This window comes from Paraburkholderia sp. Cpub6, assembly GCF_014201065.1.
GTDB classification, from domain to species: domain Bacteria; phylum Pseudomonadota; class Gammaproteobacteria; order Burkholderiales; family Burkholderiaceae; genus Paraburkholderia; species Paraburkholderia tuberum.
Genome location: NZ_JACHDM010000007.1, coordinates 32,896 through 57,868 on the forward strand (window position 1 = coordinate 32,896; position 24,973 = coordinate 57,868).

Sequence of the window (24,973 nt, forward strand, 5' to 3'; positions counted from 1 at the left end):
GCCGCGCTTTCGCGACACTGTGTTAAAGCTTGTCCATTGACGTTGCCGGGCGTTACCGGCCGTGACGTGCATCGCACGGCACGACTACAATGCCGGATGCTCGAAACGGGCCCTCGCGCCCTGACCTGCCGGGCCGCTCCGGCTGCATCGTTTATCCAGACTCCACACACCGCATGAGACCTGTCGTTCGCCTCACCGCCTCTGCGACCAGTGCGTTGCCGCGCTGGCTGCTGCTGGCCATCTGTATCGTCTACGCCTCGTTCGGCCTGTTCGGCCGCGATCCGTGGAAGAACGAGGACGCAGCCGGCTTTGGTGTGATGTGGACGATGGCGAACGGCGGCGCGCACGATTGGCTGCTGCCGAATCTGGTCGGCAAATATCTGACCGAGGACGGCCCGCTCGGCTACTGGCTCGGCGCGAGTGCGATCCGCATCCTCGCACCGTGGGTCGACGCGAGCAACGCGTCGCGCGTGTTCACGGGCCTGCTGTTCTGCGCGGGCTGTGCGTTCGTCTGGTACGCGGCGTATCTGCTCGGCCGGCGTGCTGAAGTACAGCCATTCAAATATGCGTTCGGCGGCGAGCCGGAACCGCGCGACTATGGCCGCACGCTCGCCGATGGCGCACTGCTGATCCTGCTCGCGTGCTTCGGCCTCGCCGAGCGCGGTCACGAGACCACGCCGCAGCTCGCGCAGTTCGTCTGCATCGCGATGCTCGTGTACGGCCTCGTGCGCATGATCGACAAGCCGATTCAGGGCGCGCTGATCTGGGGTCTCGCGATCGGCCTCGTCACACTCGCGAGCAGCCCGGTGCTGGTCGGCGCGCTGCTGCTCGGCACGCTCGCGATGACGCTGATCGTACGCGAAACGCGATCGCGCTGGCTGCTGCTCGCGGGTCTGCCCGTGGCGCTCGTGCTCGCGGTGTCGTGGCCGATCATCGCGCTCACCGCGTTCCCGGACGACGCTGTCTGGTATCTGAACCAGTGGCTGCACGTGAGTCTGAGTTCGTTCGCGGGCCCGCCCGGCTCGGTCGCCGCGTATGCGCTGAAAAACCTGCCGCTCTTCACATGGCCCGCCTGGCCACTCGCGCTGTGGTCGTGGTTCAGCTGGCAGGGACTGCGGCGCGCGCCGCACGTGGCGATTCCGCTGTCGGTGATCGGGCCACTGTTCGTGCTCGTCGTGCTGCAAAGCCATCAGTCGAACCGACTCTACATGCTGCTGCTGCCGCCGCTCGCGGTGCTCGCCACTTTCGCGCTGCCGACGCTCAAGCGCGGCGCGATCAACGCGATCGACTGGTTCGCGCTGCTGAGCTTCACGATCCTCGGCAGCTTCGTATGGCTCGTGTATGTGGCAGGCCTGACCGGCTTTCCGCATCCGCTCGCGCGCAATCTCGCGCGACTGGCGCCCGGCTTCGTGCCGCAGTTCAAGATTCTGTCGTTCGTGTGCGCGGTCGCGGTGACCGTGTGCTGGTTCCTGCTGGTGCGCTGGCGCCTCGCGCGTCATCCGAAGGTGCTGTGGCGCAGCGTCGTGCTGTCGAGCGCCGGCACCACGCTGATGTGGGTGTTGCTGATGACGCTGTGGCTGCCGGTCGTCAACTACAGCCGGACCTATCGCGACGTCGCGCAGCAGATCGCCGCCCACTTGCCCGATGACTACACGTGCATCGCGCCGGTGCGCCTGGGCAATGCGCAGATCGCGACATTCGCGTATTTCGGCGACATGCATTTCTCGTTCGACCAGGACTGCGACGTAATCCTGCGTCAGGACTCGCAGGACTACGGCAACCCGAGCGCGATGCCCGACTACATCTGGAAGCTCGTGTGGGAAGGCCGCCGCGCGGCGGACCGCGACGAACGCTTCCGCCTGTACGTGCGCATCGACCGTCCCAAGCCGCCGCCCGGCAAGCGCCGCAACTGGCACAAGAAGCGCGACTGACGATGTTCGCCGACGTACGGAAGATCGCCGCGCTCGCGTGGCCCGTATTGATCGGCCAGTTGGCCATCATCGCGTTCGGCGTGATCGACACGGCGATGGTCGGGCGCTACTCGGCCGTCGATCTGGCCGCGCTCGGCCTCGGCTCGTCGATCTACGTCTCGGTCTATATCGGCCTGACCGGCATCCTGACCGCGCTGCAGCCGATCACCGCGCAACTGTACGGCGCGCGTCGCTACGGCGAGATCGGCGAAGAGGTCCGCCAGTCATGGTGGCTTGCCGCCGCGCTGACCGTGATCGGCTTTCTGATCCTGTTCTTCCCCGGACCGCTGCTGGCGTTGTCGCGGGTGCCCGACGCGCTGCACGAGCGCACGCTCGCGTACCTGCGGATTCTCGCGTTCGGGCTGCCCGCCGGCCTCGCCTTCCGGGTCTACGGCTCCGTTGCCAATGCGCTCGCCAAACCGCGGCTCGTGATGTTCCTGCAGATCGCCGCGCTGCTGCTGAAAATTCCGCTCAATACCTGGTTCATTTTCGGCGGCCTCGGCGTGCCCGCGCTGGGCGGTCCGGGCTGCGCGCTCGCGAGCACGCTGCTCAACTGGGCACTCGCGGCGCTCGGCATGCTGCTGCTCGCGCGCGTCGACGATTTCAAGGCACTCGGCATCTTCACGCACTTCTGCTGGCCGGTCTGGAAGCGCCAGGCCGCGCAACTGCGGCTCGGTATTCCAATGGGGCTGTCGTATCTGATCGAGGTCACGTCGTACACCTTCATGGCGCTTTTCATCGCGCGTTTCGGCACGACGACGCTCGCCGGACATCAGATCGCCGGCAACGTCGGCGCGGTGCTCTATATGACGCCACTGTCGATCGGCATCGCGTCGTCGACGCTGGTCGCGCAGGCGCTCGGCGCGCATCGGCCGCAGGCGGCGCGCACGCTGTCGCGTCACGGCATCGCGATGGCGGTTGCGATCGCGTGCTGCTATGGCGCGCTCGTGCTCGTGCTGCGGCCATATATCGTCGCGGGCTATACGACGAACGCGCAGGTCGCGGCGAAGGCGTTGCCGCTGGTGCTGATCGTCGCCTGCTACCACCTGTTCGACGCGTTGCAGATCTCGACCGCGTTCGTGCTGCGCGCCTACAAGGTCGCGGTCGTGCCGACCATCATCTATGCGGTGGCGCTGTGGGGAGTCGGGCTCGGCGGCGGCTATGCGCTCGGCTTCGATACGACCGGCCTCACGCCGCCCTGGCTGACTGGCGCGCGCGGCTTCTGGGTCGCGAATACCGCAAGTCTCGCGATTGCCGGGCTCGGCTTGCTCGTGTACTGGCGAATCGTGAGCCAGCGCTATTCGCGCGAGGCTGCGGCGGCGCGGGTCGATTCGGCTGTTTGAAGGGATGGGGAGTTGGGAAGGCCACGAATAGCACCGACCGGACCGTCAGTTGCGCCCAAGCCGGGGTGAGAGACGACCTGTTCTGCATCCGCCTTTCCGTTCCCCCCGCAGCTCAGCCCGCTCACGCCGCGTATGCGGCCTCCCCCTCCCGATCCTTGGCCTCGAAAATTTCCCCCGCCGCGAACAGCGCATTGAGCGCGGCCGGAAAGCCCGCATAAAGCGCCATCTGCATGAACACCTCGACGATCTGCTCGCGCGTGCAGCCGACGTTCAGCGCCGCCTCGATATGTACCTTCAGCTGCGGCTGCGCGCAGCCGAGGGTCGCGAGCGATGCGATCGTCGCAATCTCACGCGTGCGCAGATCGAGCTGCGGCCGGCTGTAGATGTCGCCGAAGCCGAATTCAATCAACAGGCGTCCGAATTCCGGCGCGACGGGCGCGAGCGCGGCGATTACCTGCTCGCCCGCCGAACCGTCGATTTCCCTGAGCTTGTCCCAGCCCCGCGCGTAGCGGTCGTTGTGTGCGTAGTCCATTGCGAGTCCTTATCGGGGTGTGAGGGCGACGAGGCTTCGTCGTCCTGTCGTGCCGGGTCGGGCTCAAGCGCGCCGCTCGTGGCCGCCTCGTAGTACGCGATCTTGTCGTCGATCGCGCCGAGGTTGCTCTGCAGATCGGCGATCCGCGCGAGCAGCGCGGTGCGATGCGCAACCAGCAGGTCGCGGCGTGCGCGCATCGTCGGATGGCCTTGCGCGCGCAGCGCGGCGATCTGCTGCATGCCGGAGATCGACATGCCCGTTGCCTTCAGACGCATCACGAAGCGCAACCAGTCGAGATCGGCGGGCGAGTACAGCCGGTGCCCCGTCTGCGTGCGTCCGACCGGCCTGATCAGGCCGGCCTGTTCGTAATAGCGCAGCGTGTGCGTGGACACGCCGATCGTTCCGGCGACCTGACCGATGGTGAGCGCGGTTGAGTGTTTCGACATGACGGACTCAGGTTAGGACTTCGAGTGCACTCTAAGTCAAGCGTCGGACGCTGTCATTCCTTTGCGTTGCTCATTCTTTATCGCAGACGAGTTATCGCGACCGATATCGACCGATAAATTCACCGGCGCTGCATGCCGCTAAAAGCTTTAAATATTGTGTGGCGGATTTACTTGTCATCAATCGATCGGTATAAATCGTCCGCTATCTCAAATCGGGCCTGCGATTTGTCCTATGCTTAAACGCAGCGCCCGCTGACAGGATAGGTCGTCCGTTCCCGGCTAACTTTTTGCCCTCAATGGAGTGCTTGCCATGCTGAAGAAGCTTTTCATGCTTTGCCTCGCTGTGGCTTTGTCGCTGTCGGCCGGATTTGCCGCGGCCGTGGAAGTGAATACCGCCGATCAGGCCGCGCTCGAATCGGTCAAGGGCATCGGCCCCGTGCATGCGAAAGCGATTCTCGACGAACGCGCCAAAAACGGCCCGTTCAAGAACGCCGACGATCTCGCCGCGCGTGTGAAGGGCATCGGCCAGAAATCGGTCGAGAACCTCGAAGCGGCCGGACTGACCATCAACGGCTCGTCGGCACCGCCGACCGGCGCGAAGACGTCCACCAAGTCGGCCACGAAGACCACACCGGCGGCTCCCGCGGCAACCGCCGCCGCGCCCGCTGCCACGACGGCAGCGCCGGCCGCGGCTGCCCCTGCCTCGGCCGCGAAGCCGTCGAAGTCGAAGAAGAAGGACAAGGCCGCAGCAGCCGAAGCGGCAGCTGCTTCGGCTCCGGCCGTCGCGGCTAGCGCACCGGCCGACGCGTCCGGCACCAAGGCTTCGAAGAAGAAAGCGAAGAAGAGCAAGGCGGCATCCGCCGCGGCTGCGTCCGGCGCATGATGCCGGCGGGGCTGCCGCCCTGCGTTTCACCGCGACGCGCAACCGCGCGTCGACGTCAACCGCCCGGCCGTCATACGCGCCGGCATTGAAGAGAGACCGTCATGAGCCTACTCGACACCATCGGTTCCCTGCTTGGCAAATCGCCAGAAGGCGGCGGCCAGCAAGCGCTGATCACCGCCGCGCTCGAATTCGTCAACAACCAGCCTGGTGGCCTGAACGGCCTGATCCAGCGCTTCCAGGAAAAGGGCCTCGGCGACGTCGTGTCGTCGTGGGTCGGCAATGGCGAAAACCAGCCGATCGCACCCGACGCGCTGCATAACGTGCTGGGCTCGGAAGCCGTGACCGGTCTCGCCGCCAAGGCCGGCGTCCAGCCGGATCAGGTGACGGGTCTGCTGTCGCAGATCCTGCCGCACGTCGTCAACGCGGCCACGCCGGAAGGCGAAGTGCCGGCCGATGGCAAGCTGAACGCGACCACGGTGCTCGGCGCGCTCGGCGGCCTGTCGGCGCTGCTCGGCAACAAGGGCAACGCTTAAGCACGCTGTGCGCCATGCGCTGGCGGCTCGCAGAGACCTTCGCTCCACGGTGATGCCACCGGTTTGAAATCGGCGGGCAAAAGAAAACCGGCAACGAAGTCACCTTCGTTGCCGGTTTCTTAACGTTGGCGGGAACGACTCGCCTGCCGTCGTCCCTTCGCATCATCAAGCCATCGCCTTCAGTGCACGACGCGCTCGAACAGCAGCTTGCCGTCGTCCACTTCGACCGGAATCACATCCTTCGGACCGAACTTGCCGGCCAGAATCAGCTTCGCGATCGGGTTCTCGATCTCCTGCTGGATCGCGCGCTTCAGCGGCCGCGCACCGAACAGCGGGTCGTAGCCGACCTTGCCGATGTGCTCGAGCGCCGCGTCCGACACCACCAGCTGCATGTCGAGCTTCGCGAGCCGATCGTGCAGACGCTGCAGCTGGATCCGCGCGATCGACTGGATGTTCGAGCGATCGAGCGCATGGAACACGACGACGTCGTCGATCCGGTTCAGGAACTCGGGCCGGAAGTGCAGCTTCACCTCTTCCCACACGGCGTCCTTCACGGCTTCCTGCGGCTCGCCGACCATCGCCTGGATTACCTGCGAACCGAGGTTCGAGGTCATCACGATCACCGTGTTCTTGAAGTCGACGGTGCGGCCCTGGCCATCGGTCATGCGGCCGTCGTCGAGCACCTGCAGCAGCACGTTGAACACGTCCGGATGCGCCTTCTCGATTTCGTCGAGCAGGATCACGCTATACGGCTTGCGGCGCACGGCCTCGGTCAGATAACCGCCCTCCTCGTAACCGACGTAACCCGGCGGCGCGCCGATCAGACGCGCGACGCTGTGCTTCTCCATGAACTCGCTCATGTCGATACGGATGAGATGCTCTTCCGAATCGAACAGGAACGACGCCAACGCCTTGCACAGCTCGGTCTTGCCGACGCCGGTCGGCCCGAGGAACAGGAACGAGCCATACGGACGGTTCGGGTCCGACAGACCCGCGCGCGAGCGGCGAATCGCATCGGCGACCGCGCTGATCGCCTCGTCCTGGCCGACCACGCGCTCATGCAGCTTCGACTCGATCTGCAGCAGCTTTTCGCGCTCGCCCTGCATCATGCGCGACACCGGAATGCCGGTGGCCCGCGACACGACCTCGGCGATTTCTTCCGCGCCGACCTGCGTGCGCAACAGACGCGGACGCTTCGGACTGTTCTGCTCCTCGGCCTCGGCGCGCGTGACTTCCTTCAGCTGCGCCTCGAGACCCGGCAGCTTGCCGTACTGCAACTCGGCCACCTTCTCGAGCTTGCCCTCACGCTGCAGACGCACGATTTCCGCACGCGTCTTCTCGATCTCTTCCTTCAGCTGCGCGCTGCCTTGCACCGCCGCTTTTTCCGCGGTCCAGATTTCATCGAGGTCCGAATATTCGCGGTTGAGCCGCTCGATTTCCTCTTCGATCAGCTGCAGACGCTTCTGCGACGCTTCATCCTTCTCCTTCTTCACCGCTTCGCGTTCGATCTTCAGCTGGATCAGACGACGGTCGAGCCGATCCATCTCCTCCGGCTTCGAGTCGATTTCCATCTTGATCTTCGACGCCGCTTCGTCGATCAGATCGATCGCCTTGTCGGGCAGGAAGCGGTCCGTGATGTAACGATGCGACAGCTCGGCGGCCGCGACGATCGCCGGGTCGGTGATGTCGACGCCGTGGTGCAGCTCATAGCGCTCCTGCAGACCGCGCAGGATCGCGATGGTCGCCTCGACCGACGGCTCGTCCACCAGCACCTTCTGGAAACGGCGCTCGAGCGCGGCATCCTTTTCGATGTACTTGCGGTATTCGTCGAGCGTGGTCGCGCCGACGCAATGCAGCTCGCCGCGCGAGAGCGCCGGCTTCAGCATGTTGCCCGCGTCCATCGCGCCTTCGGCCTTGCCGGCGCCGACCATCGTGTGAATCTCGTCGATGAAGACGATGGTTTGCCCTTCGTCCTTCGCGATGTCGTTGAGCACCGCCTTCAGGCGCTCCTCGAACTCGCCGCGATACTTGGCGCCCGCGAGCAGCGCGGCCATGTCGAGCGACAGCACGCGCTTGTTCTTCAGCGTTTCCGGCACTTCGCCGTTGACGATGCGCTGCGCGAGCCCCTCGACGATCGCGGTCTTGCCGACGCCCGGCTCGCCGATCAGCACCGGGTTGTTCTTGGTGCGGCGCTGCAGGATCTGAATGGAACGGCGGATTTCGTCGTCGCGGCCGATCACGGGGTCGAGCTTGCCTGCGCGGGCGCGCTCGGTCAGGTCGATCGTGTATTTCTTCAGCGCTTCGCGCTGGCTTTCGGCGTCCTGGCTATGCACCTGCGAGCCGCCGCGCACCGCCGCGATCGCGGTTTCGAGCGCCTTGCGCGACAACCCATGCTCGCGCGCGAGACGGCCGGCCTCGCCTTTGTCGTCGGCGACCGCGAGCAGGAACATTTCGCTCGCGACGAACGTGTCGTTGAGCTTCTGCGCTTCCTTGTCGGCCTGGTTCAACAGACCGGTCAGTTCGCGGCCGATCTGCACGTTGCCATCGGTGCCTTGCACTTGGGGCAGCCGCGTGACCGCGTCGTTCAGCGCGGTTTGTAGAGGTTGTACATGCACGCCGGCGCGCGACAGCAGCGAGCGAGCGGAGCCGTCCTGCTGCGCGACGAGTGCCGCGAGCACGTGGACGGGTTCGATGTACTGATTGTCGTGGCCAACCGCCAGACTCTGGGCGTCCGCGAGCGCTTCCTGGAATTTAGTGGTGAGTTTGTCGATTCTCATCAAGAGACCTCCAATTTCGATTACCACCAAAATGAGGCGTTTTATTAGGGTTTCAAGCGCTTTTTTGGCCTCGGTCGCAACTATTTAACATTTGAGCGCAAGAACTGCCGCGATCCTTCCCCAGTGGCGCGGCCGGGCGGGTTTGCGCACCCGGGAGCCGGCCGGATGTTCTAGTTCTTGTGGCCCAGCGTCGCCGGACTGCCGCCGCGCGTGCTATCCGATCGTAATCGGCAGCGGCACCATCTGAATCGTGGAGCCTAACCCGAGCAACGCCGCGAGCGGACTTTTCGGTTGCGCGACTTCGCCGATCGTAAAACGATCGAGCTCGGCGAGAAAAGCGAGGTTCGCCGCCTGTAACGCGCCACGCAGCCGGCACTGCGTGGTGATGACGCAAGGCCGCTGTTGGCCCTGCCGGTCCGGCAGACAGCCGACCAGCGCAAAGTCGCTTTCCGTGACCCGCACCACGTCGCCGACGGTCAGCGACAGCGATTGCGCGCCGAGCCGCAAGCCGCCGTTGCGGCCGCGCACGGTTTCGACCCAGCCGAGCTCGCCCAGCTGCTGCACGACCTTCATCAGATGGTTCTTCGAGATGCCGTAGGCTTGCGAAATGTCCTGAATCGTCGATAATCCGTCGCCCCGCACCGCTAGGTACAGCAGCACGCGCAGCGCGTAATCCGTATAGTCGGTAAGTCTCATAGGTCCCGGTATAGCTTGAAAGGCTGCGAGCAAGTGCCTTGAACGTCCCGATAACCGCGTCGACGCAAGAGTTGCCGGGAACGAGCGCTACGCCCTAACATGACTGGCTGGCATGACTGGCTGGCGGGCGACGTTCCGCGAATCGCGTTGCAAAGCTGTTTCGGATAGCAATAGTAGCTTTTTCCGCATCAACCGTTTGTTAGAAAAACGGGGGGTTCAAGGTTCAGTTCAGCCGTCATCGGCAACCGCAATTTTCTGGAATCCGCATGAATCCGTCTTTCCCCGCCGCGCCGCCGGTCGAACGCGCGGCCGAACCCACCGACGCCAATATCGGCGACCTCGTCTATGGCTTTTACGATCGCGTGCGTGCCGACCCGCTGCTCGGTCCGGTCTTCGACGCGAAGCTCGCGGGCCGCTGGGACGACCATCTGCCGAAGATGTGCACATTCTGGAGCAGCCTCGTGCTCGGCGCGAAGCAGTATCGCGGCAACGTGCAGCAGGCGCATCAGCCGCTCGAAGGCATCGAGCCGCAGCATTTCAGCCGCTGGCTGTATCTGTTCCTCGATACGGTCGAATCGCGCTATCAGCCGGCCGCGGCGGTCCGTTTCATGGAGCCGGCGCTGCGGATTGCGCAGAGTCTGCAGCTGAGCCGTTTCGGCTGGGATTACAAGATCCCGCCGGAGCAGCAGGCGCTGCTCGAGCGGGTGGCGCCGAAGCGTCGGCCGCGAGTTGGCGACGTTGACGACGATGGCGAGCATCCGTCGCGGCCGGCTGGGGAGCCGTTTCCGGTGCCAATCATCGGACGCTCGCGGGACGAGTGAACGTCGGCCGGCGCCGACGCCCCTCGCACAAAGACGCCGCGTGCGCCGTCGCAACTCCGCGGCCCGCGACTCGTTTACTCCGGAGTCCGATTTCCCGAATCGATTCCCCAGCGCGCGAGCGCGGCATCGTCGGTCACGCGCGCGTCGACCCAGCGCTCGCCCGCGTCGGTTTTCTCCTTCTTCCAGAATGGCGCTTCGGTCTTCAGATAGTCCATCACGAATTCACACGACGCGAACGCGTCGCCGCGATGCGCGGCCGTCGTCGCAACGAGCACGATCTGATCGAGCGGATACAGCTTGCCGACGCGATGCACGATCAGCACCTCGATGCCCGGCCAGCGTTCGCGCGCACGCTCGACGATCGCCTCGAGCGACTTCTCCGTCATGCCCGGATAATGCTCGAGCTCCATCGTCTCGACCGCGCTGCCCTCGTTGAGATCGCGCACGGTGCCGACGAAGCATGCGACCGCGCCGATCCTCGGATTGCGCGCGCGCAGCGCGGCCACCTCGGCGCTGAGGTCGAAGTCTTCGGTCTGGACGCGAACGGGCATGGACGGCTCCTGAGGGCTTTTGTCGCTGGCGTGAACGTGATGTGCGAAAGCCGGTTCAGCCGCCGGTGACGGGCGGAAAGAACGCGACCTCGCAGCCCTCGGTGATGCGGGTGCTCGCGCCGGTCATCACGTGGTTGCAGGCCATGCGCAGCGCGCGGCCTTCGGCGAGCGTCTCGGCCCAGATGCCGCCACGCACGCGCAGCCACGCGCGCACGTCGCCGACGGTCGCGATGCCGTCGGGCACCTCGACGCTTTCGTCGGACGTATTGAGCGCTTCACGCACGCTCGCAAAATATCGGAGTTCAATCTTCATCGGGATACCGCCGGTCTACGCCGCGCATGCCGCGGACGACCGGCCTCAGTTCAACAGTTCGGAAAACGGAATGAAGCGCACGGTTTCACCGGCGCTGATCGCGTGGTTCGGCGGATTGTCGATCAGACCGTCGCCCCACACGGTCGACGTCAACACGGCCGAACTCTGATTGGCAAACAGATCGAGCCCTCCCGCCACGTTGACGCGCGCGCGCAGGAACTCGTTGCGGCGATCGGCCTTGCCCTGCGTGAAGTCCGCGCGCAGCGACAGCGCGCGCGGCGCGACCGCCTGCACGCCGGCCAGCCGCAGTACGAACGGACGCACGAACAGCAGGAACGTCACGAAGCTCGACACCGGATTGCCGGGCAGGCCGATGAAAAACGTTTCGGCCGGCTCGCCCCCATTTGCACCACCCGCACCACCCGCACCACGCCGCACCGCGCCGAACGCGAGCGGCTTGCCCGGCTTCATGGCGATCTGCCACATCGACAGACGCCCTTCGGCCTCCACCGCCGGCTTCACGTGATCCTCCTCGCCGACCGACACGCCGCCGCAGGTGAGAATCAGATCGTGCGCCTCGGCGGCTTCTCGCAGCGTCGCGCGGGTCGCGTCGAGTTGATCGGCGACGATGCCATAGTCGGTCACGTCGCAGCCGAGCTTCTCGAGCAGGCCGCGCAGCGTGAAGCGATTCGAGTTGTAGATCGCGCCGGGCTTCAGCGGCTCACCGGGCATCGTCAGTTCGTCGCCGGTGAAGAATACGGCGACTTTCACGCGGCGGCGCACCTCGAGCCGCGCGCATCCGACCGACGCGGCAAGCCCCAGCGCCTGCGGCGTGAGCCGCGTGCCGGCCGGCAGGATCACCGAGCCCGCGCGAATATCGGCGCCCTGTGCGGTGATCCACTCGCCCGCCTGCGGACGATGCACGATCGTCACCTCGTCGCCAGCCGCCTCGGTCTGCTCCTGCATCACGACCGCGTCCGCGCCGGCGGGCACCGTCGCGCCGGTGAAGATGCGTGCCGCGCTGTTGGGCGCGAGCGGCGTCGGCGCATGGCCGGCCGGAATGCGTTGCGAGACCGGCAGGCGGCTGCCGTGCGCGAGATCGGCGATGCGGACCGCGTAGCCGTCCATCGCGCTCGTGTTCATCGGCGGCACGTCGAGCGGCGACGTGACGTCGGTGGCGAGCACGCGATTCAGCGCGTCGAGCGTCGGCAGCGTTTCGATACCGTCGAGCGCGCGCGCGGCGTCGAGCAGGATCGCCAGCGCATCGGCAGTGGCGAGCATCGGGGCGCGGGGCGTGGGTGTGGACATCCGGGGGGGGGAAACCGCAGTTTAAAAGAACATTGTAGCGGCCGATGCCGTTAGCCTGGGCGGCCGGGCGTTATGGGGAGCTTTTGGTGTTTTGTCGATGCGTGGCCGCGGAGGGTGCGGCCAGCGTTTTCTCGTAGTGCGGGCGTGAGCGTCGATCAACGTGAAGCGACGCGGCATCCCGCGTGAGCCGTAAAACGGCTCACGCGGCCCGCTCGCCCTTATTCGCCGGTATTCGCGACGATGAAGTCCTTCACCCGCTGCGCATCGGCGGGCACGACCTCGAAGCGCTGCGGCAGCGACTCGAGGCCCGAGAACGCCGCCGGGCGCTCCGGCTCGCGCAGCAGCGCCTCGCGGATCGTCTCGCCGAACTTGATCGGCTGCGCGGTCTCGAGCACGATCATCGGAATGCCGGGCTGCAGATGCTCGCGCGCGACCTTCACGCCGTCGGCCGTGTGCGTGTCGATCATCGTGTCGTAACGCTGGAACACGTCGCGGATCGTGTCGACGCGGGTGTCGTGGCTGCTGCTGCCCGACACGAAACCGAACTCCCTTACGCGCGCGAAGTCGCCACTTGCCGCGAGATCGAAACCGCCCTTCTCCTCGACGTCGCGGAACAATTGCAGCACGCGCGCCGGATCGCGGCCGAGCAGGTCGTACACGAAGCGCTCGAAGTTCGATGCCTTCGAGATGTCCATGCTCGGGCTGCTCGTGTGATACGTCTCGGCCGCCTTGCGTACGCGGTAAATACCAGTGCGGAAGAACTCGTCGAGCACGTCGTTCTCGTTGGTCGCGACGACGAGCTTCTCGATCGGCAGACCCATCATGCGCGCGATATGACCCGCGCACACGTTGCCGAAGTTGCCCGACGGCACCGTGAACGACACGCGCTCGGCGTTCGACTTCGTCGCGGCAAAGTAGCCCTTGAAGTAGTAGACGACCTGTGCGACGACACGCGCCCAGTTGATCGAATTGACCGTGCCGATCTTGTACTTCGCCTTGAACGCGTGATCGTTCGACACCGCCTTCACGATGTCCTGCGCGTCGTCGAACACGCCTTGCACCGCGAGGTTGAAGATGTTCGGGTCTTGCAGGCTGTACATCTGCGCGGTCTGGAACGCGCTCATCTTTTTGTGCGGCGACAGCATGAACACGCGGATGCCCTTCTTGCCGCGCATCGCGTATTCAGCGGCGCTGCCGGTGTCGCCCGACGTCGCGCCGAGAATGTTCAGCGTTTCGCCATGCTTCGCGAGCGCGTACTCGAACAGGTTGCCGATCAGCTGCATTGCCATGTCCTTGAACGCGAGCGTCGGACCGTTCGACAGTTCGAGCAGCGACAGCGGCGCGCCGTCTTCGACGCCGAGCGTCTTCAGCGGCGTGATCTGCGCGGCGCTTTCGTCGTCGCGCACGTTGCAGTAGGTCGCGGCCGTATAGGTCTTGCGCGTCAGTGCGCGCAGGTGGTCGGCGGGAATGTCGTCGCAGAACTTCGACAGGATCTCGAAGGCGAGATCCGCGTACGGCAGCGTGCGCCAGCGCGTGAGTTCGTCCGCGGTGACCCGCGGATAGTCGGCCGGCAGATACAGGCCACCGTCTTTCGCGAGACCGCCGAGCAGGATCTCGGAGAAGGTATGGCGCTCGCCGGCTCCGGCGCCGCGCGTGGAGAGGTAGTTCATAGTTCGGCCTAGTTCAGCGCTTCCATGCGCAGCTTCGTGACTTGCGAGACGACGGTCTCGAGCGCCTCGATCGACCTGATCGCGGCATTGACCTGCTTTTCGACCGTCTCGTGCGTGATCAGCAGAATGTCGGTTTCGCCCTTGCCGTTCGCGTCGACGAGCTCCGATTCCTTTTGCAGCAGCGCGTCGATCGAAATGCCGGTGTCCGCCAGAATGCGCGTGATGTCGGCGAGCACGCCGGTCACGTCGGCGACGCGCAGACGCAGGTAGTAGCCGCTCGTGACTTCTTCGATCGGCAGGATCGGGGTGTTCGACAGGCTGTCCGGCTGGAATGCCAGATGCGGCACGCGGTGCTCGGGGTCGGCCGTGTGCAGACGCGTCACGTCGACGAGATCTGCGACCACGGCGGAAGCCGTCGGCTCGGCGCCCGCGCCCTTGCCGTAGTACAGCGTCGTGCCGACCGCGTCGCCATGCACGACGACCGCGTTCATCGCGCCTTCCACATTCGCGAGCAGGCGCTTTTCCGGAATCAACGTAGGGTGCACGCGCAGCTCGATGCCCTTGTCGGTGCGGCGCGTGATGCCGAGCAGCTTGATGCGGTAGCCGAGCTCCTCGGCGTATCTGATGTCGATCGCGGCGAGCTTGCTGATGCCTTCGACGTACGCGCGGTCGAACTGCACCGGCACGCCGAACGCGATCGCGCTCATGATCGTCGCTTTGTGCGCCGCGTCGACGCCCTCGATGTCGAAGGTCGGGTCGGCTTCCGCGTAGCCGAGCTCCTGCGCGGCCTTCAGCGCGGTCGCGAAATCGAGCCCACGGTCACGCATCTCCGACAGGATGTAGTTCGTCGTGCCGTTGATGATGCCCGCGATGTACTGGATGCGGTTCGCCGTCAGCCCTTCGCGCAGTGCCTTGATGATCGGAATGCCACCCGCCACCGCCGACTCGAACGCGACCATCACGCCGTTCGCGCGCGCCGCCTCGAAAATCTCCGTGCCATGCACCGCGAGCAGCGCCTTGTTGGCGGTGACCACGTGCTTGCCGTTGTTGATCGCGCGCAGCACGAGGTCGCGCGCGATGCCGGTGCCGCCGATCATTTCCGCGACGATCGCGATCGAAGGATCGTCGACGACCGCGTTGAAGTCATCGGTCAGCGCCACGCTGCCGGCTTCGCCGCCGAGCGCCGCGGTCGCCTTGGCCGGGTTGCGCACGGCAATGCGCGCAATCTCGATGCCGCGACCCGCGCGACGTTTGATTTCTTCCTGATTGCGGCGCAGTACCGTGAAGGTCCCGCTGCCTACCGTGCCGAAGCCCAGCAGTCCAACTTTGATCGGTTCCATGCAGCGTGTGTTTCTAGTAGAGGTTTGAAAAGGGTGTCGGGGGTGGCACGAGCGACGCGCCTCATTTGACACATCAGGCGCCACATCGTACGCGACCCCGGCTCAGGCCGTGTGACGTTTGCGGTAGCCGTCGAGGAAGCGCGCGATCCGGTTGATCGAATCCGCGAGGTCGTCGACGTTCGGCAGGAACACGACACGGAAGTGATCCGGCGTCTTCCAGTTGAAGCCGGTGCCCTGCACGAGCAGCACGCGCTCTTCGAGCAGCAGGTCGAGGATGAACTGCTGGTCGTTCTGGATCGGATACACCTTCGGGTCGAGGCGCGGGAACATGTACAGCGCCGCCTCGGGCTTCACGCAGCTCACGCCGGGGATCGCCGTCAGCATGTCGTAGGCGAGCTCGCGCTGCTTGTACAGGCGCCCGCCCGGCACGATCAGGTCGTTGATGCTCTGATAGCCGCCGAGCGCGGTCTGGATCGCGTACTGGCCGGGCACGTTCGGACACAGCCGCATCGACGCAAGAATGCCGAGCCCTTCCAGATAGTCTTTCGCGAGCCGGCGGTTCTCGCCGGTCAGGCCCGAAATGGCCATCCAGCCGGCGCGATAGCCGCACGAGCGGTAGCTCTTCGACAGGCTGTTGAACGTGACGGTCAGCACGTCTTCGGACAGCGACGCCATCGACGTGTGCGTCTTGCCGTCGTAGACGATCTTGTCGTACACCTCGTCGGCGAAGATCACGAGGCCGTGCTGGCGCGCGATCTCGATCAGGCCGAGCAGCAGTTCGTCCGAGTACAGCGCGCCGGTCGGGTTGTTCGGGTTGATCACGACCAGCGCGCGCGTGTTCGGCGTGATTTTCGCGCGGATGTCATCGAGGTCGGGCATCCAGCTATTCGACTCGTCGCAGATGTAGTGCACCGGCGTGCCGCCCGCGAGGCTTACGCCGGCGGTCCACAGCGGGTAATCGGGCGCGGGCAGCAGCACTTCGTCGCCGTCGTTGACGAGACCCTGGAGCGCCATCACGATCAGCTCGGACGCGCCGTTGCCGATGTAGACGTCGTCCAGTTCGACGCCGTGCACGCCCTTTTTCTGCGTGTAGTGCATGATCGCCTTGCGCGCGGCGAACACGCCCTTCGAGTCGGAGTAGCCCGACGAGCTGGGCAGGTTCAGGATCATGTCCTGAATGATCTCGTCCGGCGCCTCGAAGCCGAACGGTGCCAGATTGCCGATGTTCAGCTTGATGATGCGGTGACCCTCTTCTTCGAGCCGCTTCGCATGTTCGAGGACGGGCCCGCGAATGTCGTAGCAGACATTCAACAACTTGTTGGATTTGAGAATTGGTTTCACGGCGGGCACTTCATCCTGGTTGATGGCTGGGGCAAACCTTGGGCAAACGGGGCCTGGCTGACGACGCCGGGCCGCTCAGATTCACCGCTACGGGGAATTCGGACGCGGCGGCGACCGCGACGGCGGCCAGTCGCGAAATGGGGTCGAACTGTCGAGCGGCCGCGGCTTTTCGTGTTCCGGCGTGAAAAAAAACGCAGCGAAAGCGGGCGATGCCAACCCAGGTAGCCGGTGGGCCACGGCGATGCGCCCAGCGCGGCTTGTGGCGGCACTTGAGCGAGGGGCGCCGCAAGGCGGCTAAAAAGTTATAATTTAGCGGATTTTGGCCGACTTCCGCAATGCACCACCCGCATCGGCAAGCCTTTTCGGCCTTCTCGTGTGTCACACGCGTCGAACCGCGCGGCCTGTGCGACGTGCAGCCAGGCCGGCAACACGCATGACGTCTCACGACGACTTCGGAAAACCAATTTGAAATTACATCAGGATTCCAGCGGCGCGCTCAATACCGTTACCGGCTACGGCGCCGACTACGTCGAAATCAATCTGGTGCGTCACGCGGGCAGTATTCTCGTGCTGCCGGACGCGCCGGTCATTCCCTGGCCCGTCTCGTCGTTCGAGCAGTTGAGCGCCGAGCATTTCGCGATGCTGGTCGACGCCGCGCCCGAAGTGGTCGTGTTCGGCAGCGGCGAGCGGCTGCGCTTCCCGCACCCGCGCCTGACCGCCGCGCTGACCGCGAAACGCATCGGCGTAGAAACGATGGACTTCAAGGCCGCCTGCCGCACCTACAACATTCTGATGGCCGAGGGCCGCAAGGTCGCGGCCGCGTTGCTGATCGAGGCCTGAGCGTGCCTGGCGCCGGCGCGCCCGGCCGGCCCGTTCTGGCCCCCCGCGTCGCGCCCGTGCGCGCGCCGTCGATAACAAGAAGGGTTGATATTTCATGAACGATACGCCGTCGAGGCTACCGCTCAATCGCACCGCGATCCTGTTGCTGGTGCTGGTTCTCGCCGTGATCTGGTTCGTGCCGCTCGGCTGGCGCCATCTGCTGCCGAGCGACGAAGGCCGCTACGCCGAAATGGCGCGCGAAATGTTCCTGACCGGCGACTGGATCACGCCGCGCTACAACGCCTACAAGTACTTCGAGAAGCCGCCGCTGCAAACCTGGGCGAACGCGCTGACGTTCGCGTGGTTCGGCATCGGCGAATGGCAGGCGCGCCTCTATACCGCGCTGACGGGCTTCGCCGGCGTGCTGCTGATCGGCTTTACCGGCGCCCGCGTGTTCAACGCGGCGACCGGTGTGTTCGCGGCACTCGTGCTCGCCTGTTCGCCGTACTGGAACCTGATGGGCCACTTCAATACGCTCGACATGGGCCTGTCGCTCTGGATGGCGCTCACGCTGTGCGCGCTGCTGCTCGCCCAGCGCCCGAACCTGCGGCCCCCTTGCGTGCGCGGCTGGATGTGGGTGTGCTGGGCGTCGATGGCGCTGGCGGTGCTCTCGAAGGGCCTGGTCGGGCTGATCCTGCCGGGCGCGGTGCTGGTGCTCTACACGCTGATCGCGCGCGATTGGGCGCTGTGGAAGCGTCTGCATCTGGTGAGCGGTCTGATCGTTTTTTTCGCGATCGTGACGCCGTGGTTCGTCCTCGTGCAGCAGCGCAATCCGGAATTCCTGAACTTCTTCTTCGTCGTTCAGCAGTTCAAGCGCTATCTGACGCCCGAGCAGAATCGCCCCGGCGCGTTCTACTACTTCGTGCCAGTACTGCTGGTGGGCTTCCTGCCGTGGCTGTCGGTAACCGTGCAAAGCGTGCGCCACGCGTGGCGCCAGCCGCGTCAGCCGAACGGCTTCGCGCCGGTCACGCTGATGCTCACGTGGATCGTCTTCATTTTCCTGTTCTTCAGCGCGTCGCACTCGAAGCTGCTGTCCTACACGCTGCCGATCGCGCCGCCGATCGCGATGCTGATCGGCATGTATCTGCCGCTCGTCACGCGCGAGCAGCTGCGCCGGCATCTGGCGGGCTACGCGCTGTTTTTCGTGGTCGCCGCGTTCGCGGCGCTGTTCCTGCCGCGCTTCGGCACTGCGCGCAATCCGGCCGAGCTGTATGCCGAATACCGCGTGTGGGTGCTCGCCGCGCTAGCCGTCGCGTTCGTGCTCACGCTGTTCGCGCTGTGGCTGAACCGCCGCGGCCAGGGCGGCGTGGGCGCCAACGCGCGAGTCGGTCTCGGCAGCCTCGCCGCGTTCGGCGCGGGCTGGCTGCTGCTCGGCACCATCGCGGGCACCGGCCACGACGTGTTCGGGCGCCTGAGCTCCGGCGCGCCGCTCGCGCCCGCGATCAAGGCCGAGCTCGCGAAGCTGCCGCCCGACACGCCGTTCTACTCGGTCGGCGTGCTCGACCACACGCTGCCGTTCTACATCGGCCACACGATGATCATGGTCGCGCACCCGGACGAGCTCGCATTCGGCGTGTCCGTCGAGCCGCAGAAATGGGTGCCGACGGTCGACGCGTGGATCGAGCGCTGGAAGGCCGATCGCTACGCGCTCGCGCTGATCCCGCCGCCGACCTACGAGCGCCTCGTCAAGCAAGGCGTGCCGATGCAGGTGATCGCGCGCGATCCGCGCCGCGTGGTGGTGATGAAGCCGCTCGCCGACGCGGCTCCCGCCGCCGCCCCGGCCGCAGCGGCGGCAGCAGCACCCGCTACCCCCGCTAACGCCGCCTCGGCAGTCGTGGAAGTGAGGCCCGCGGCATCGGCCACGCCGGCCCCCACCTCCACGCCCGCGGCAAAGCCCTAACCCTTTCGAGAACCAGACCGTTCGATGAACCCGATTTCCCTGTTCTGCATCCTGGCCGGCGTCACGCTGAATGCCGGCGCGCAGTTGCTGCTCAAGGCCGGCACGAATGCCGTTGGACACTTCGAATTCACCCGTGCGAACATCCTGCCCATCGGCTTCAAGCTGGCAACCCAGCCGCCGATCATCGGCGGGCTCGCCTGCTACGTGATCAGCGTGGCGGTGTGGATCATCGGGCTCTCGCGCGTGGACGTGTCGATCGCCTATCCGATGCTGTCACTGGGCTACGTCGTCAACGCGATCGCCGCGTGGTACCTGTTCGGCGAAGTGATGTCGGTGCAGAAGCTGGTCGGCATCGGCATCATTCTCGTCGGCGTGGTCGTGCTCGCGCGCAGCTAGGCGCGGCGCCCCGCGCAGGAGCCCGCGCGGCACACGCGCCGCCTAAGCGTGACGTAAGGTAGGCCGCGGTAAGCTGAGCGGTTGCGTTTTTTAAGCCGCGGCCTTGGGTTTGCGGGTAGTTTGTGGTTTACTTCGCGCCCGTCGGGCCGCGCCCCTTTCAATCGAGCGATGCATTCATGAGCCAGTCACAAGTCCCGTTTTTGCCGTTTGTCAAACCCGAGATCGACGAGGAAACGATCCAGGGCGTCGCCGACGTGCTGCGTTCCGGCTGGATCACCACCGGCCCGCAGAACCAGAAGTTCGAGGCCGCCCTGTCCGAGTTCTGCGGCGGCCGCCCGGTGCGCACGTTCAATTCCGGTACCGCGACGCTCGAAATCGGCCTGCGCATCGCCGGCGTCGGTCCCGGCGACGAAGTGATCACGACGCCGGCCACCTGGGTGTCGACCTGCAACGTGATCCTCGAAACCGGCGCGACACCAGTGTTCGCCGACATCGACCCGATCACGCGCAACATCGATCTCGACCTGCTCGAAAAAGCGATCACGCCGCGCACCAAGGCGTTGCTGCCGGTGTACCTGGCGGGCCTGCCGGTCGACATGGACCGTCTGTACGGGATCGCCCGCGCGCACGAGCTGCGCGTGATCGAAGACGCCGCGCAGGCATTCGGCTCCACCTGGAACGGCGAGCGCATCGGCAAGCTCGGCGACATCGTGTCGTTCAGCTTCCACGCGAACAAGAACCTGACCTCGGTCGAAGGCGGCGCGCTGGTGCTGAACAACGAGGAAGAAGCGGTGCTCGCGCAGAAGTACCGGCTGCAGGGCATCACGCGCACCGGCTTCGACGGCATGGACTGCGACGTGCTCGGCGGCAAGTACAACCTGACCGACGTCGCCGCGCGTGTCGGCCTCGGCCAGCTGCCGCATCTCGAGCGCTTCATCGCGCAGCGCAAGAAGCTCGTGCGCGCGTACTTCGCGCAACTCGAAGGCGGCGCGGCCGTTCGGCTCGGCGTCGGCCTGCCGCCCGCGGACTTCGAAAACAGCAACTGGCACATGTTCCAGATCACGCTGCCGCTCGAAAGACTGTCGATCGACCGCGCCGGCTTCATGGGCGAGCTGAAGGAGCGCGGCATCGGCTCGGGCGTGCACTACCCGGCGCTGCACCTGTTTTCCCTGTACCGCGCGCGCGGCTTCAAGGAAGGCATGTTCCCGCACGCGGAGCGCTTCGGCGCCACCACCGTCACGCTGCCACTCTTCACGCTGATGAACGAAGGCGACGTCGAGCGCGTGTGCCGCGCGGTCAACGAAATTTGCGAACACTACGGAAAATAAGCGGACATGACTTATTCGGAACATCGCGCCGTCGCACCGGAAGTGTCGATCATCATTCCGGTGTACAACGAGGAAGCCGGACTGGCCGCGCTGTTCGCGCGCCTCTATCCGGCGCTCGACGCGCTCGGCACCGGTTATGAAGTGATCTTCATCAACGACGGCAGCCGCGACAAATCCGCGGCGCTGCTCGCCGGGCAGTTCCGCGCGCGCCCCGACACCACGCGCGTGATCCTGCTGAACGGCAACTACGGCCAGCACATGGCGATTCTCGCGGGCTTCGAGCAGTCGCGCGGCGACATCGTGATCACGCTCGACGCCGACCTGCAGAATCCGCCCGAGGAAATCGGCAAGCTCGTCGCGAAGATGCGCGAAGGTTTCGACTACGTCGGCACGATCCGTCGGCAGCGCCAGGACAGCCTGTGGCGCCGCAAGGCGTCGCGCGCGATGAATCATCTGCGCGAGCGCATCACTCGCATCAAGATGACCGACCAGGGCTGCATGCTGCGCGCCTACAGCCGCCATATCGTCGATACGATCAACCGCTGCGGCGAAATCAACACGTTCATCCCGGCGCTCGCGTACACGTTCGCGCAGAATCCGGTGGAAATCGAGGTCGCGCACGAGGAACGCTTCGCCGGTGAGTCGAAGTACTCGCTGTACTCGCTGATCCGTCTGAATTTCGACCTCGTCACCGGCTTCTCGGTGGTGCCGCTGCAATGGCTGTCGTTCATCGGCGTGATCCTGTCGCTAGGGTCTGCGGCGCTGTTCGTCCTGCTGCTGATTCGCCGTTTCATCATCGGCGCGGAAGTGCAAGGTGTGTTCACGCTGTTCGCCATCACGTTCTTCCTGCTCGGCGTGATCATCTTCGCGCTCGGCCTGCTCGGTGAATACATCGGCCGGATCTATCAGCAGGTGCGTGCGCGGCCGCGTTATCTGGTGCAGACCATTCTCGAGCAACGCGACGGCGGGGCCGTCGCCGAAGCGCCGCGTCAGACCGTCGTGCAAGGCGTGCAGCCGGTGCCGGTCGCCGACCAGGGACACCATCCATGAAGCCGCGCGCCGTCGTATTCGCGTATCACAACGTCGGCGTGCGCTGCCTGCAGGTGCTGCTCGCGCGCGGCGTCGAGGTCGCGCTCGTCGTGACCCACGAAGACAACCCGAGCGAGAACATCTGGTTCGGCAGCGTCGCATCGGTGGCGGCCGAACACGGCATTGCCGTCGTCACGCCGGCCGATCCGAAGAGCCCCGAACTGCGCGCTGCGGTGAGCGCCGCGCGGCCGGACTTCATCTTCTCGTTCTACTACCGCCACATGTTGCCGCTCGACCTGCTCGCGATCGCCGCACGGGGTGCTTACAACATGCACGGCTCGCTGTTGCCGAAGTATCGCGGCCGCGTGCCGACCAACTGGGCGGTGCTCAACGGCGAAAACGAAACCGGCGCAACGCTGCACGAAATGGCCGCGAAGCCCGACGCCGGCGCGATCCTTGCGCAAACACCGGTGCCGATCCTGCCCGACGACACCGCCGCGCAGGTCTTCGACAAGGTTACGGTCGCCGCCGAGCAAACGCTGTGGCGCGTGCTGCCGGCACTGCTCGCGGGCGAGGCGCCGCATCTGCCGAACGATCTCGCGCATGGCAGCTACTACGGCGGTCGCAAACCGGAAGACGGCCGCATCGACTGGAGCCGGTCCGCGCAGCAGGTCTACAACCTGATCCGCGCGGTCGCGCCGCCCTATCCGGGCGCTTTCACCGAGCTGAACGGGCACCGTTTCATCGTCGCGCGCGCGCGTCTGGCCGCGCCCGGCGCGCTCCGCTCGGATTTGCCCCCGGGCCTGCACGTAAGCGATAATGCCGTTTTCGCGATCTGCGGCGACGGCCGCGCGATCAACATCCACGAATTGCGGCACCAGCACGACGGCGGCGAGTCTGCCGTCAGTCCGGCGGAATTCGCCCAGCTCATCCAATCTCATTCATGAAAAAAGTCCTGATTCTGGGTGTGAATGGCTTCATCGGCCATCACCTGTCCAAACGCATTCTCGAAACCACCGACTGGGAAGTGTTCGGGATGGACATGCAGACCGAACGTCTCGGCGACCTCGTCAATCATGAGCGGATGCACTTCTTCGAAGGCGACATCACGATCAACAAGGAATGGGTCGAATATCACGTCAAGAAGTGCGATGTGATTCTGCCGCTCGTCGCGATCGCCACGCCCGCAACGTATGTGAAGCAGCCGCTGCGCGTGTTCGAACTCGACTTCGAGGCGAACCTGCCGATCGTGCGTTCAGCCGTCAAGTACGGCAAGCATCTGGTGTTTCCGTCGACCTCCGAGGTCTACGGCATGTGCACGGACGAGCAGTTCGATCCGGAAGAATCGCAGCTGTCGTACGGCCCGATCAACAAGCCGCGCTGGATCTACGCGTGCTCGAAGCAGCTGATGGACCGCGTGATCTGGGGCTACGGCATGGAAGGCCTGAACTTCACGCTGTTCCGTCCGTTCAACTGGATCGGCCCGGGCCTCGACTCGATCTACACGCCGAAGGAAGGTAGCTCGCGCGTGGTCACGCAGTTCCTCGGCCACATCGTGCGCGGCGAGAACATCAGCCTCGTCGATGGCGGCGCGCAGAAGCGCGCGTTCACGGACATCGACGACGGCATCAGCGCGCTGATGAAGATCATCGAGAACAGGAACGGCATCGCCACCGGCAAGATCTACAACATCGGCAACCCGATCAACAACTTCTCGGTGCGTGAGCTCGCGCACAAGATGCTGGCACTCGCGGCCGAATTCCCCGAATACGCGGACTCGGCCAGGAAGGTGCAACTGGTCGAAACGTCGTCGGGCGCGTACTACGGCAACGGCTATCAGGACGTGCAGAACCGCGTGCCGAAGATCGACAACACGAAGCAGGAACTCAGCTGGGCACCCACGTCGACTTTCGACGAAGCGCTGCGCAAGATTTTCGAAGCGTATCGCGGCCACGTCGCGGAAGCCCGCGCACTCGTCGAACAGCAATAAGGGCGCGTCCTTGGCTCGCATCGTCCTGAAGATCGACGTCGACACGCTGCGCGGCACCCGCGAAGGCGTGCCGAATCTCGCGCGCATCTTCGACCGCTTCAAGGCGCGCGCCACCTTCCTGTTCAGCCTCGGGCCCGACCACACCGGTTGGGCGATGCGCCGCGTGCTGCGGCCGGGCTTTCTGAAGAAGGTGTCGCGCACGTCGGTGGTCGAGCATTACGGCGTCAGGCAGTTGATGTACGGCGTGCTGCTGCCCGGTCCGGACATCGGCGCAAAGGCCGCGGCCGAGATGCGCGCGATCCACGAAGCGGGCTTCGAGTGCGGCATCCATACGTGGGATCACGTGTACTGGCAGGACAACGTGCGCGCCAAAGATCGCGCGTGGACCGTCGCGCAGATGCAGCGGAGCCACGCGCGGTTCATCGAGATATTCGGCGCGCCGCCCGTCACGCACGGCGCCGCGGGCTGGCAGATGAACGGCCACGCGTTCGAGCAGATCGACGCGTGGGGCATGCGCTACGCTTCCGACGGCCGCGGCCACTCGCCATATCTGCCGGTGGTCGACGGCAGGACGCTGAAGCACGTGCAGATGCCGACCACGCTCCCGACGCTCGACGAAGTGCTCGGTGTCGATGGTGTCGATACGCACAACGTCGCCGCGTGGATGCTGAAACAAACTGAAAAAAATCCGCACGACCAGGTGTTCACGCTGCACGCGGAACTCGAAGGACAGAAACTCGCGCCGGTTTTCGAACAGTTGCTCGAAGGCTGGCGCGCCCAGGGCCACACGTTTGCGACGATGGGCGATTACTACGCCACGCTAGACCGCGACACGCTGCCATCGTACCCTGTCGCGTGGGGCGAGATTCCGGGACGCTCCGGCGAACTGATCGTCCAGCCCTGAAGGCCCGCGACGCGGGAGTCGTT

The 24,973-nt window shown here is 65.3% G+C and carries 23 protein-coding genes; 13 read left to right on the forward strand and 10 right to left on the reverse strand.

Going from position 1 to position 24,973, the window contains the following annotated elements; all coding sequences use genetic code 11:
• Positions 1-173: 173 nt before the first annotated feature.
• Both HDG33_RS14735 and HDG33_RS14740 read left to right on the forward strand, forming a co-directional pair.
• On the forward strand, positions 174-1,931 hold the full coding sequence (locus tag HDG33_RS14735; RefSeq protein ID WP_184028963.1) for a glycosyltransferase family 39 protein: 1,758 nt from the start codon (positions 174-176) through the stop codon (positions 1,929-1,931).
• 2 nt (positions 1,932-1,933) lie between these two features.
• A complete protein-coding gene (locus tag HDG33_RS14740; protein WP_184028966.1) occupies positions 1,934-3,313 on the forward strand; it encodes an MATE family efflux transporter in 1,380 nt (459 codons plus the stop codon).
• A gap of 121 nt (positions 3,314-3,434) precedes the next feature.
• On the opposite strand, the gene HDG33_RS14745 is transcribed toward HDG33_RS14740, so the two are convergent.
• Positions 3,435-3,845 (reverse strand): carboxymuconolactone decarboxylase family protein, encoded by a 411-nt coding sequence (locus HDG33_RS14745; protein ID WP_184028969.1) that lies wholly within the window; start codon positions 3,843-3,845, stop codon positions 3,435-3,437.
• Complete coding sequence (locus HDG33_RS14750) at positions 3,764-4,291, reverse strand: MerR family transcriptional regulator (RefSeq protein WP_184028972.1); 528 nt, start codon at positions 4,289-4,291, stop codon at positions 3,764-3,766. The genes HDG33_RS14745 and HDG33_RS14750 overlap by 82 nt, the downstream gene beginning before the upstream one ends.
• Before the next feature lie 310 nt (positions 4,292-4,601).
• Between HDG33_RS14750 and HDG33_RS14755 the strand changes: the two genes are divergently transcribed.
• Positions 4,602-5,174: a helix-hairpin-helix domain-containing protein gene (locus tag HDG33_RS14755; protein WP_184028975.1), complete on the forward strand. Its 573-nt coding sequence runs from the start codon at positions 4,602-4,604 to the stop codon at positions 5,172-5,174.
• A gap of 101 nt (positions 5,175-5,275) precedes the next feature.
• Positions 5,276-5,707, forward strand: coding sequence for a YidB family protein (locus HDG33_RS14760; RefSeq protein ID WP_184028978.1), 432 nt, complete (start codon positions 5,276-5,278; stop codon positions 5,705-5,707).
• 179 nt (positions 5,708-5,886) lie between these two features.
• Here HDG33_RS14760 and clpB read toward each other — a convergent pair whose 3' ends face one another.
• Together clpB and HDG33_RS14770 are read right to left on the reverse strand one after the other, a co-directional pair.
• Entirely contained in the window at positions 5,887-8,484 is a 2,598-nt protein-coding gene (gene clpB, locus HDG33_RS14765) for an ATP-dependent chaperone ClpB (RefSeq protein ID WP_184028980.1), read from the reverse strand.
• A gap of 213 nt (positions 8,485-8,697) precedes the next feature.
• Positions 8,698-9,180, reverse strand: coding sequence for an Rrf2 family transcriptional regulator (locus HDG33_RS14770; protein ID WP_184028982.1), 483 nt, complete (start codon positions 9,178-9,180; stop codon positions 8,698-8,700).
• Between the two features lie 266 nt (positions 9,181-9,446).
• On the opposite strand from HDG33_RS14770, the gene HDG33_RS14775 reads away from it, so the two are divergent.
• A complete protein-coding gene (locus HDG33_RS14775; protein WP_184028984.1) occupies positions 9,447-10,001 on the forward strand; it encodes a group III truncated hemoglobin in 555 nt (184 codons plus the stop codon).
• Between the two features lie 74 nt (positions 10,002-10,075).
• On the opposite strand, the gene moaE is transcribed toward HDG33_RS14775, so the two are convergent.
• From moaE to HDG33_RS14805, 6 genes are all read right to left on the reverse strand, one after another.
• Positions 10,076-10,552, reverse strand: coding sequence for a molybdopterin synthase catalytic subunit MoaE (moaE, locus tag HDG33_RS14780; protein WP_184028986.1), 477 nt, complete (start codon positions 10,550-10,552; stop codon positions 10,076-10,078).
• 55 nt (positions 10,553-10,607) lie between these two features.
• Positions 10,608-10,865 carry a molybdopterin converting factor subunit 1 gene (gene moaD, locus HDG33_RS14785; protein ID WP_090804599.1) on the reverse strand — a complete coding sequence of 86 codons (258 nt, stop codon included), beginning with the start codon at positions 10,863-10,865 and terminating at the stop codon, positions 10,608-10,610.
• A gap of 45 nt (positions 10,866-10,910) precedes the next feature.
• Positions 10,911-12,146, reverse strand: coding sequence for a gephyrin-like molybdotransferase Glp (glp, locus tag HDG33_RS14790; protein WP_184028988.1), 1,236 nt, complete (start codon positions 12,144-12,146; stop codon positions 10,911-10,913).
• A 245-nt stretch (positions 12,147-12,391) separates the two neighbouring features.
• On the reverse strand, positions 12,392-13,843 hold the full coding sequence (gene thrC / locus HDG33_RS14795) for a threonine synthase (protein ID WP_184029008.1): 1,452 nt from the start codon (positions 13,841-13,843) through the stop codon (positions 12,392-12,394).
• 8 nt (positions 13,844-13,851) lie between these two features.
• Complete coding sequence (locus HDG33_RS14800; RefSeq protein ID WP_184029020.1) at positions 13,852-15,183, reverse strand: homoserine dehydrogenase; 1,332 nt, start codon at positions 15,181-15,183, stop codon at positions 13,852-13,854.
• A gap of 102 nt (positions 15,184-15,285) precedes the next feature.
• Positions 15,286-16,533, reverse strand: a complete 1,248-nt coding sequence (locus HDG33_RS14805) for a pyridoxal phosphate-dependent aminotransferase (RefSeq protein ID WP_311548303.1) — start codon at positions 16,531-16,533, stop codon at positions 15,286-15,288.
• Positions 16,534-16,989: 456 nt separating this feature from the next.
• On the opposite strand from HDG33_RS14805, the gene HDG33_RS14810 reads away from it, so the two are divergent.
• The 8 genes from HDG33_RS14810 to HDG33_RS14845 all read left to right on the forward strand — a co-directional run bounded on the left by HDG33_RS14810 (position 16,990) and on the right by HDG33_RS14845 (position 24,950).
• Positions 16,990-17,364: an Mth938-like domain-containing protein gene (locus HDG33_RS14810; protein ID WP_090804589.1), complete on the forward strand. Its 375-nt coding sequence runs from the start codon at positions 16,990-16,992 to the stop codon at positions 17,362-17,364.
• A 94-nt stretch (positions 17,365-17,458) separates the two neighbouring features.
• Positions 17,459-19,303 (forward strand): glycosyltransferase family 39 protein, encoded by a 1,845-nt coding sequence (locus HDG33_RS14815; protein ID WP_184029049.1) that lies wholly within the window; start codon positions 17,459-17,461, stop codon positions 19,301-19,303.
• A 24-nt stretch (positions 19,304-19,327) separates the two neighbouring features.
• The gene (locus HDG33_RS14820) at positions 19,328-19,699 is read left to right on the forward strand and encodes an SMR family transporter (protein WP_013089326.1); all 372 of its coding nucleotides are present in this window, start codon (positions 19,328-19,330) and stop codon (positions 19,697-19,699) included.
• Between the two features lie 176 nt (positions 19,700-19,875).
• The gene (locus HDG33_RS14825; RefSeq protein ID WP_184029063.1) at positions 19,876-21,027 is read left to right on the forward strand and encodes a DegT/DnrJ/EryC1/StrS aminotransferase family protein; all 1,152 of its coding nucleotides are present in this window, start codon (positions 19,876-19,878) and stop codon (positions 21,025-21,027) included.
• A 6-nt stretch (positions 21,028-21,033) separates the two neighbouring features.
• Entirely contained in the window at positions 21,034-22,077 is a 1,044-nt protein-coding gene (locus HDG33_RS14830; protein ID WP_184029067.1) for a glycosyltransferase, read from the forward strand.
• On the forward strand, positions 22,074-23,003 hold the full coding sequence (locus HDG33_RS14835) for a formyltransferase (protein WP_184029071.1): 930 nt from the start codon (positions 22,074-22,076) through the stop codon (positions 23,001-23,003). The genes HDG33_RS14830 and HDG33_RS14835 overlap by 4 nt, the downstream gene beginning before the upstream one ends.
• On the forward strand, positions 23,000-24,046 hold the full coding sequence (locus tag HDG33_RS14840; protein ID WP_184029074.1) for a bifunctional UDP-4-keto-pentose/UDP-xylose synthase: 1,047 nt from the start codon (positions 23,000-23,002) through the stop codon (positions 24,044-24,046). The genes HDG33_RS14835 and HDG33_RS14840 overlap by 4 nt, the downstream gene beginning before the upstream one ends.
• Before the next feature lie 10 nt (positions 24,047-24,056).
• Positions 24,057-24,950, forward strand: a complete 894-nt coding sequence (locus tag HDG33_RS14845; protein WP_184029077.1) for a polysaccharide deacetylase family protein — start codon at positions 24,057-24,059, stop codon at positions 24,948-24,950.
• Positions 24,951-24,973 lie beyond the last annotated feature (23 nt).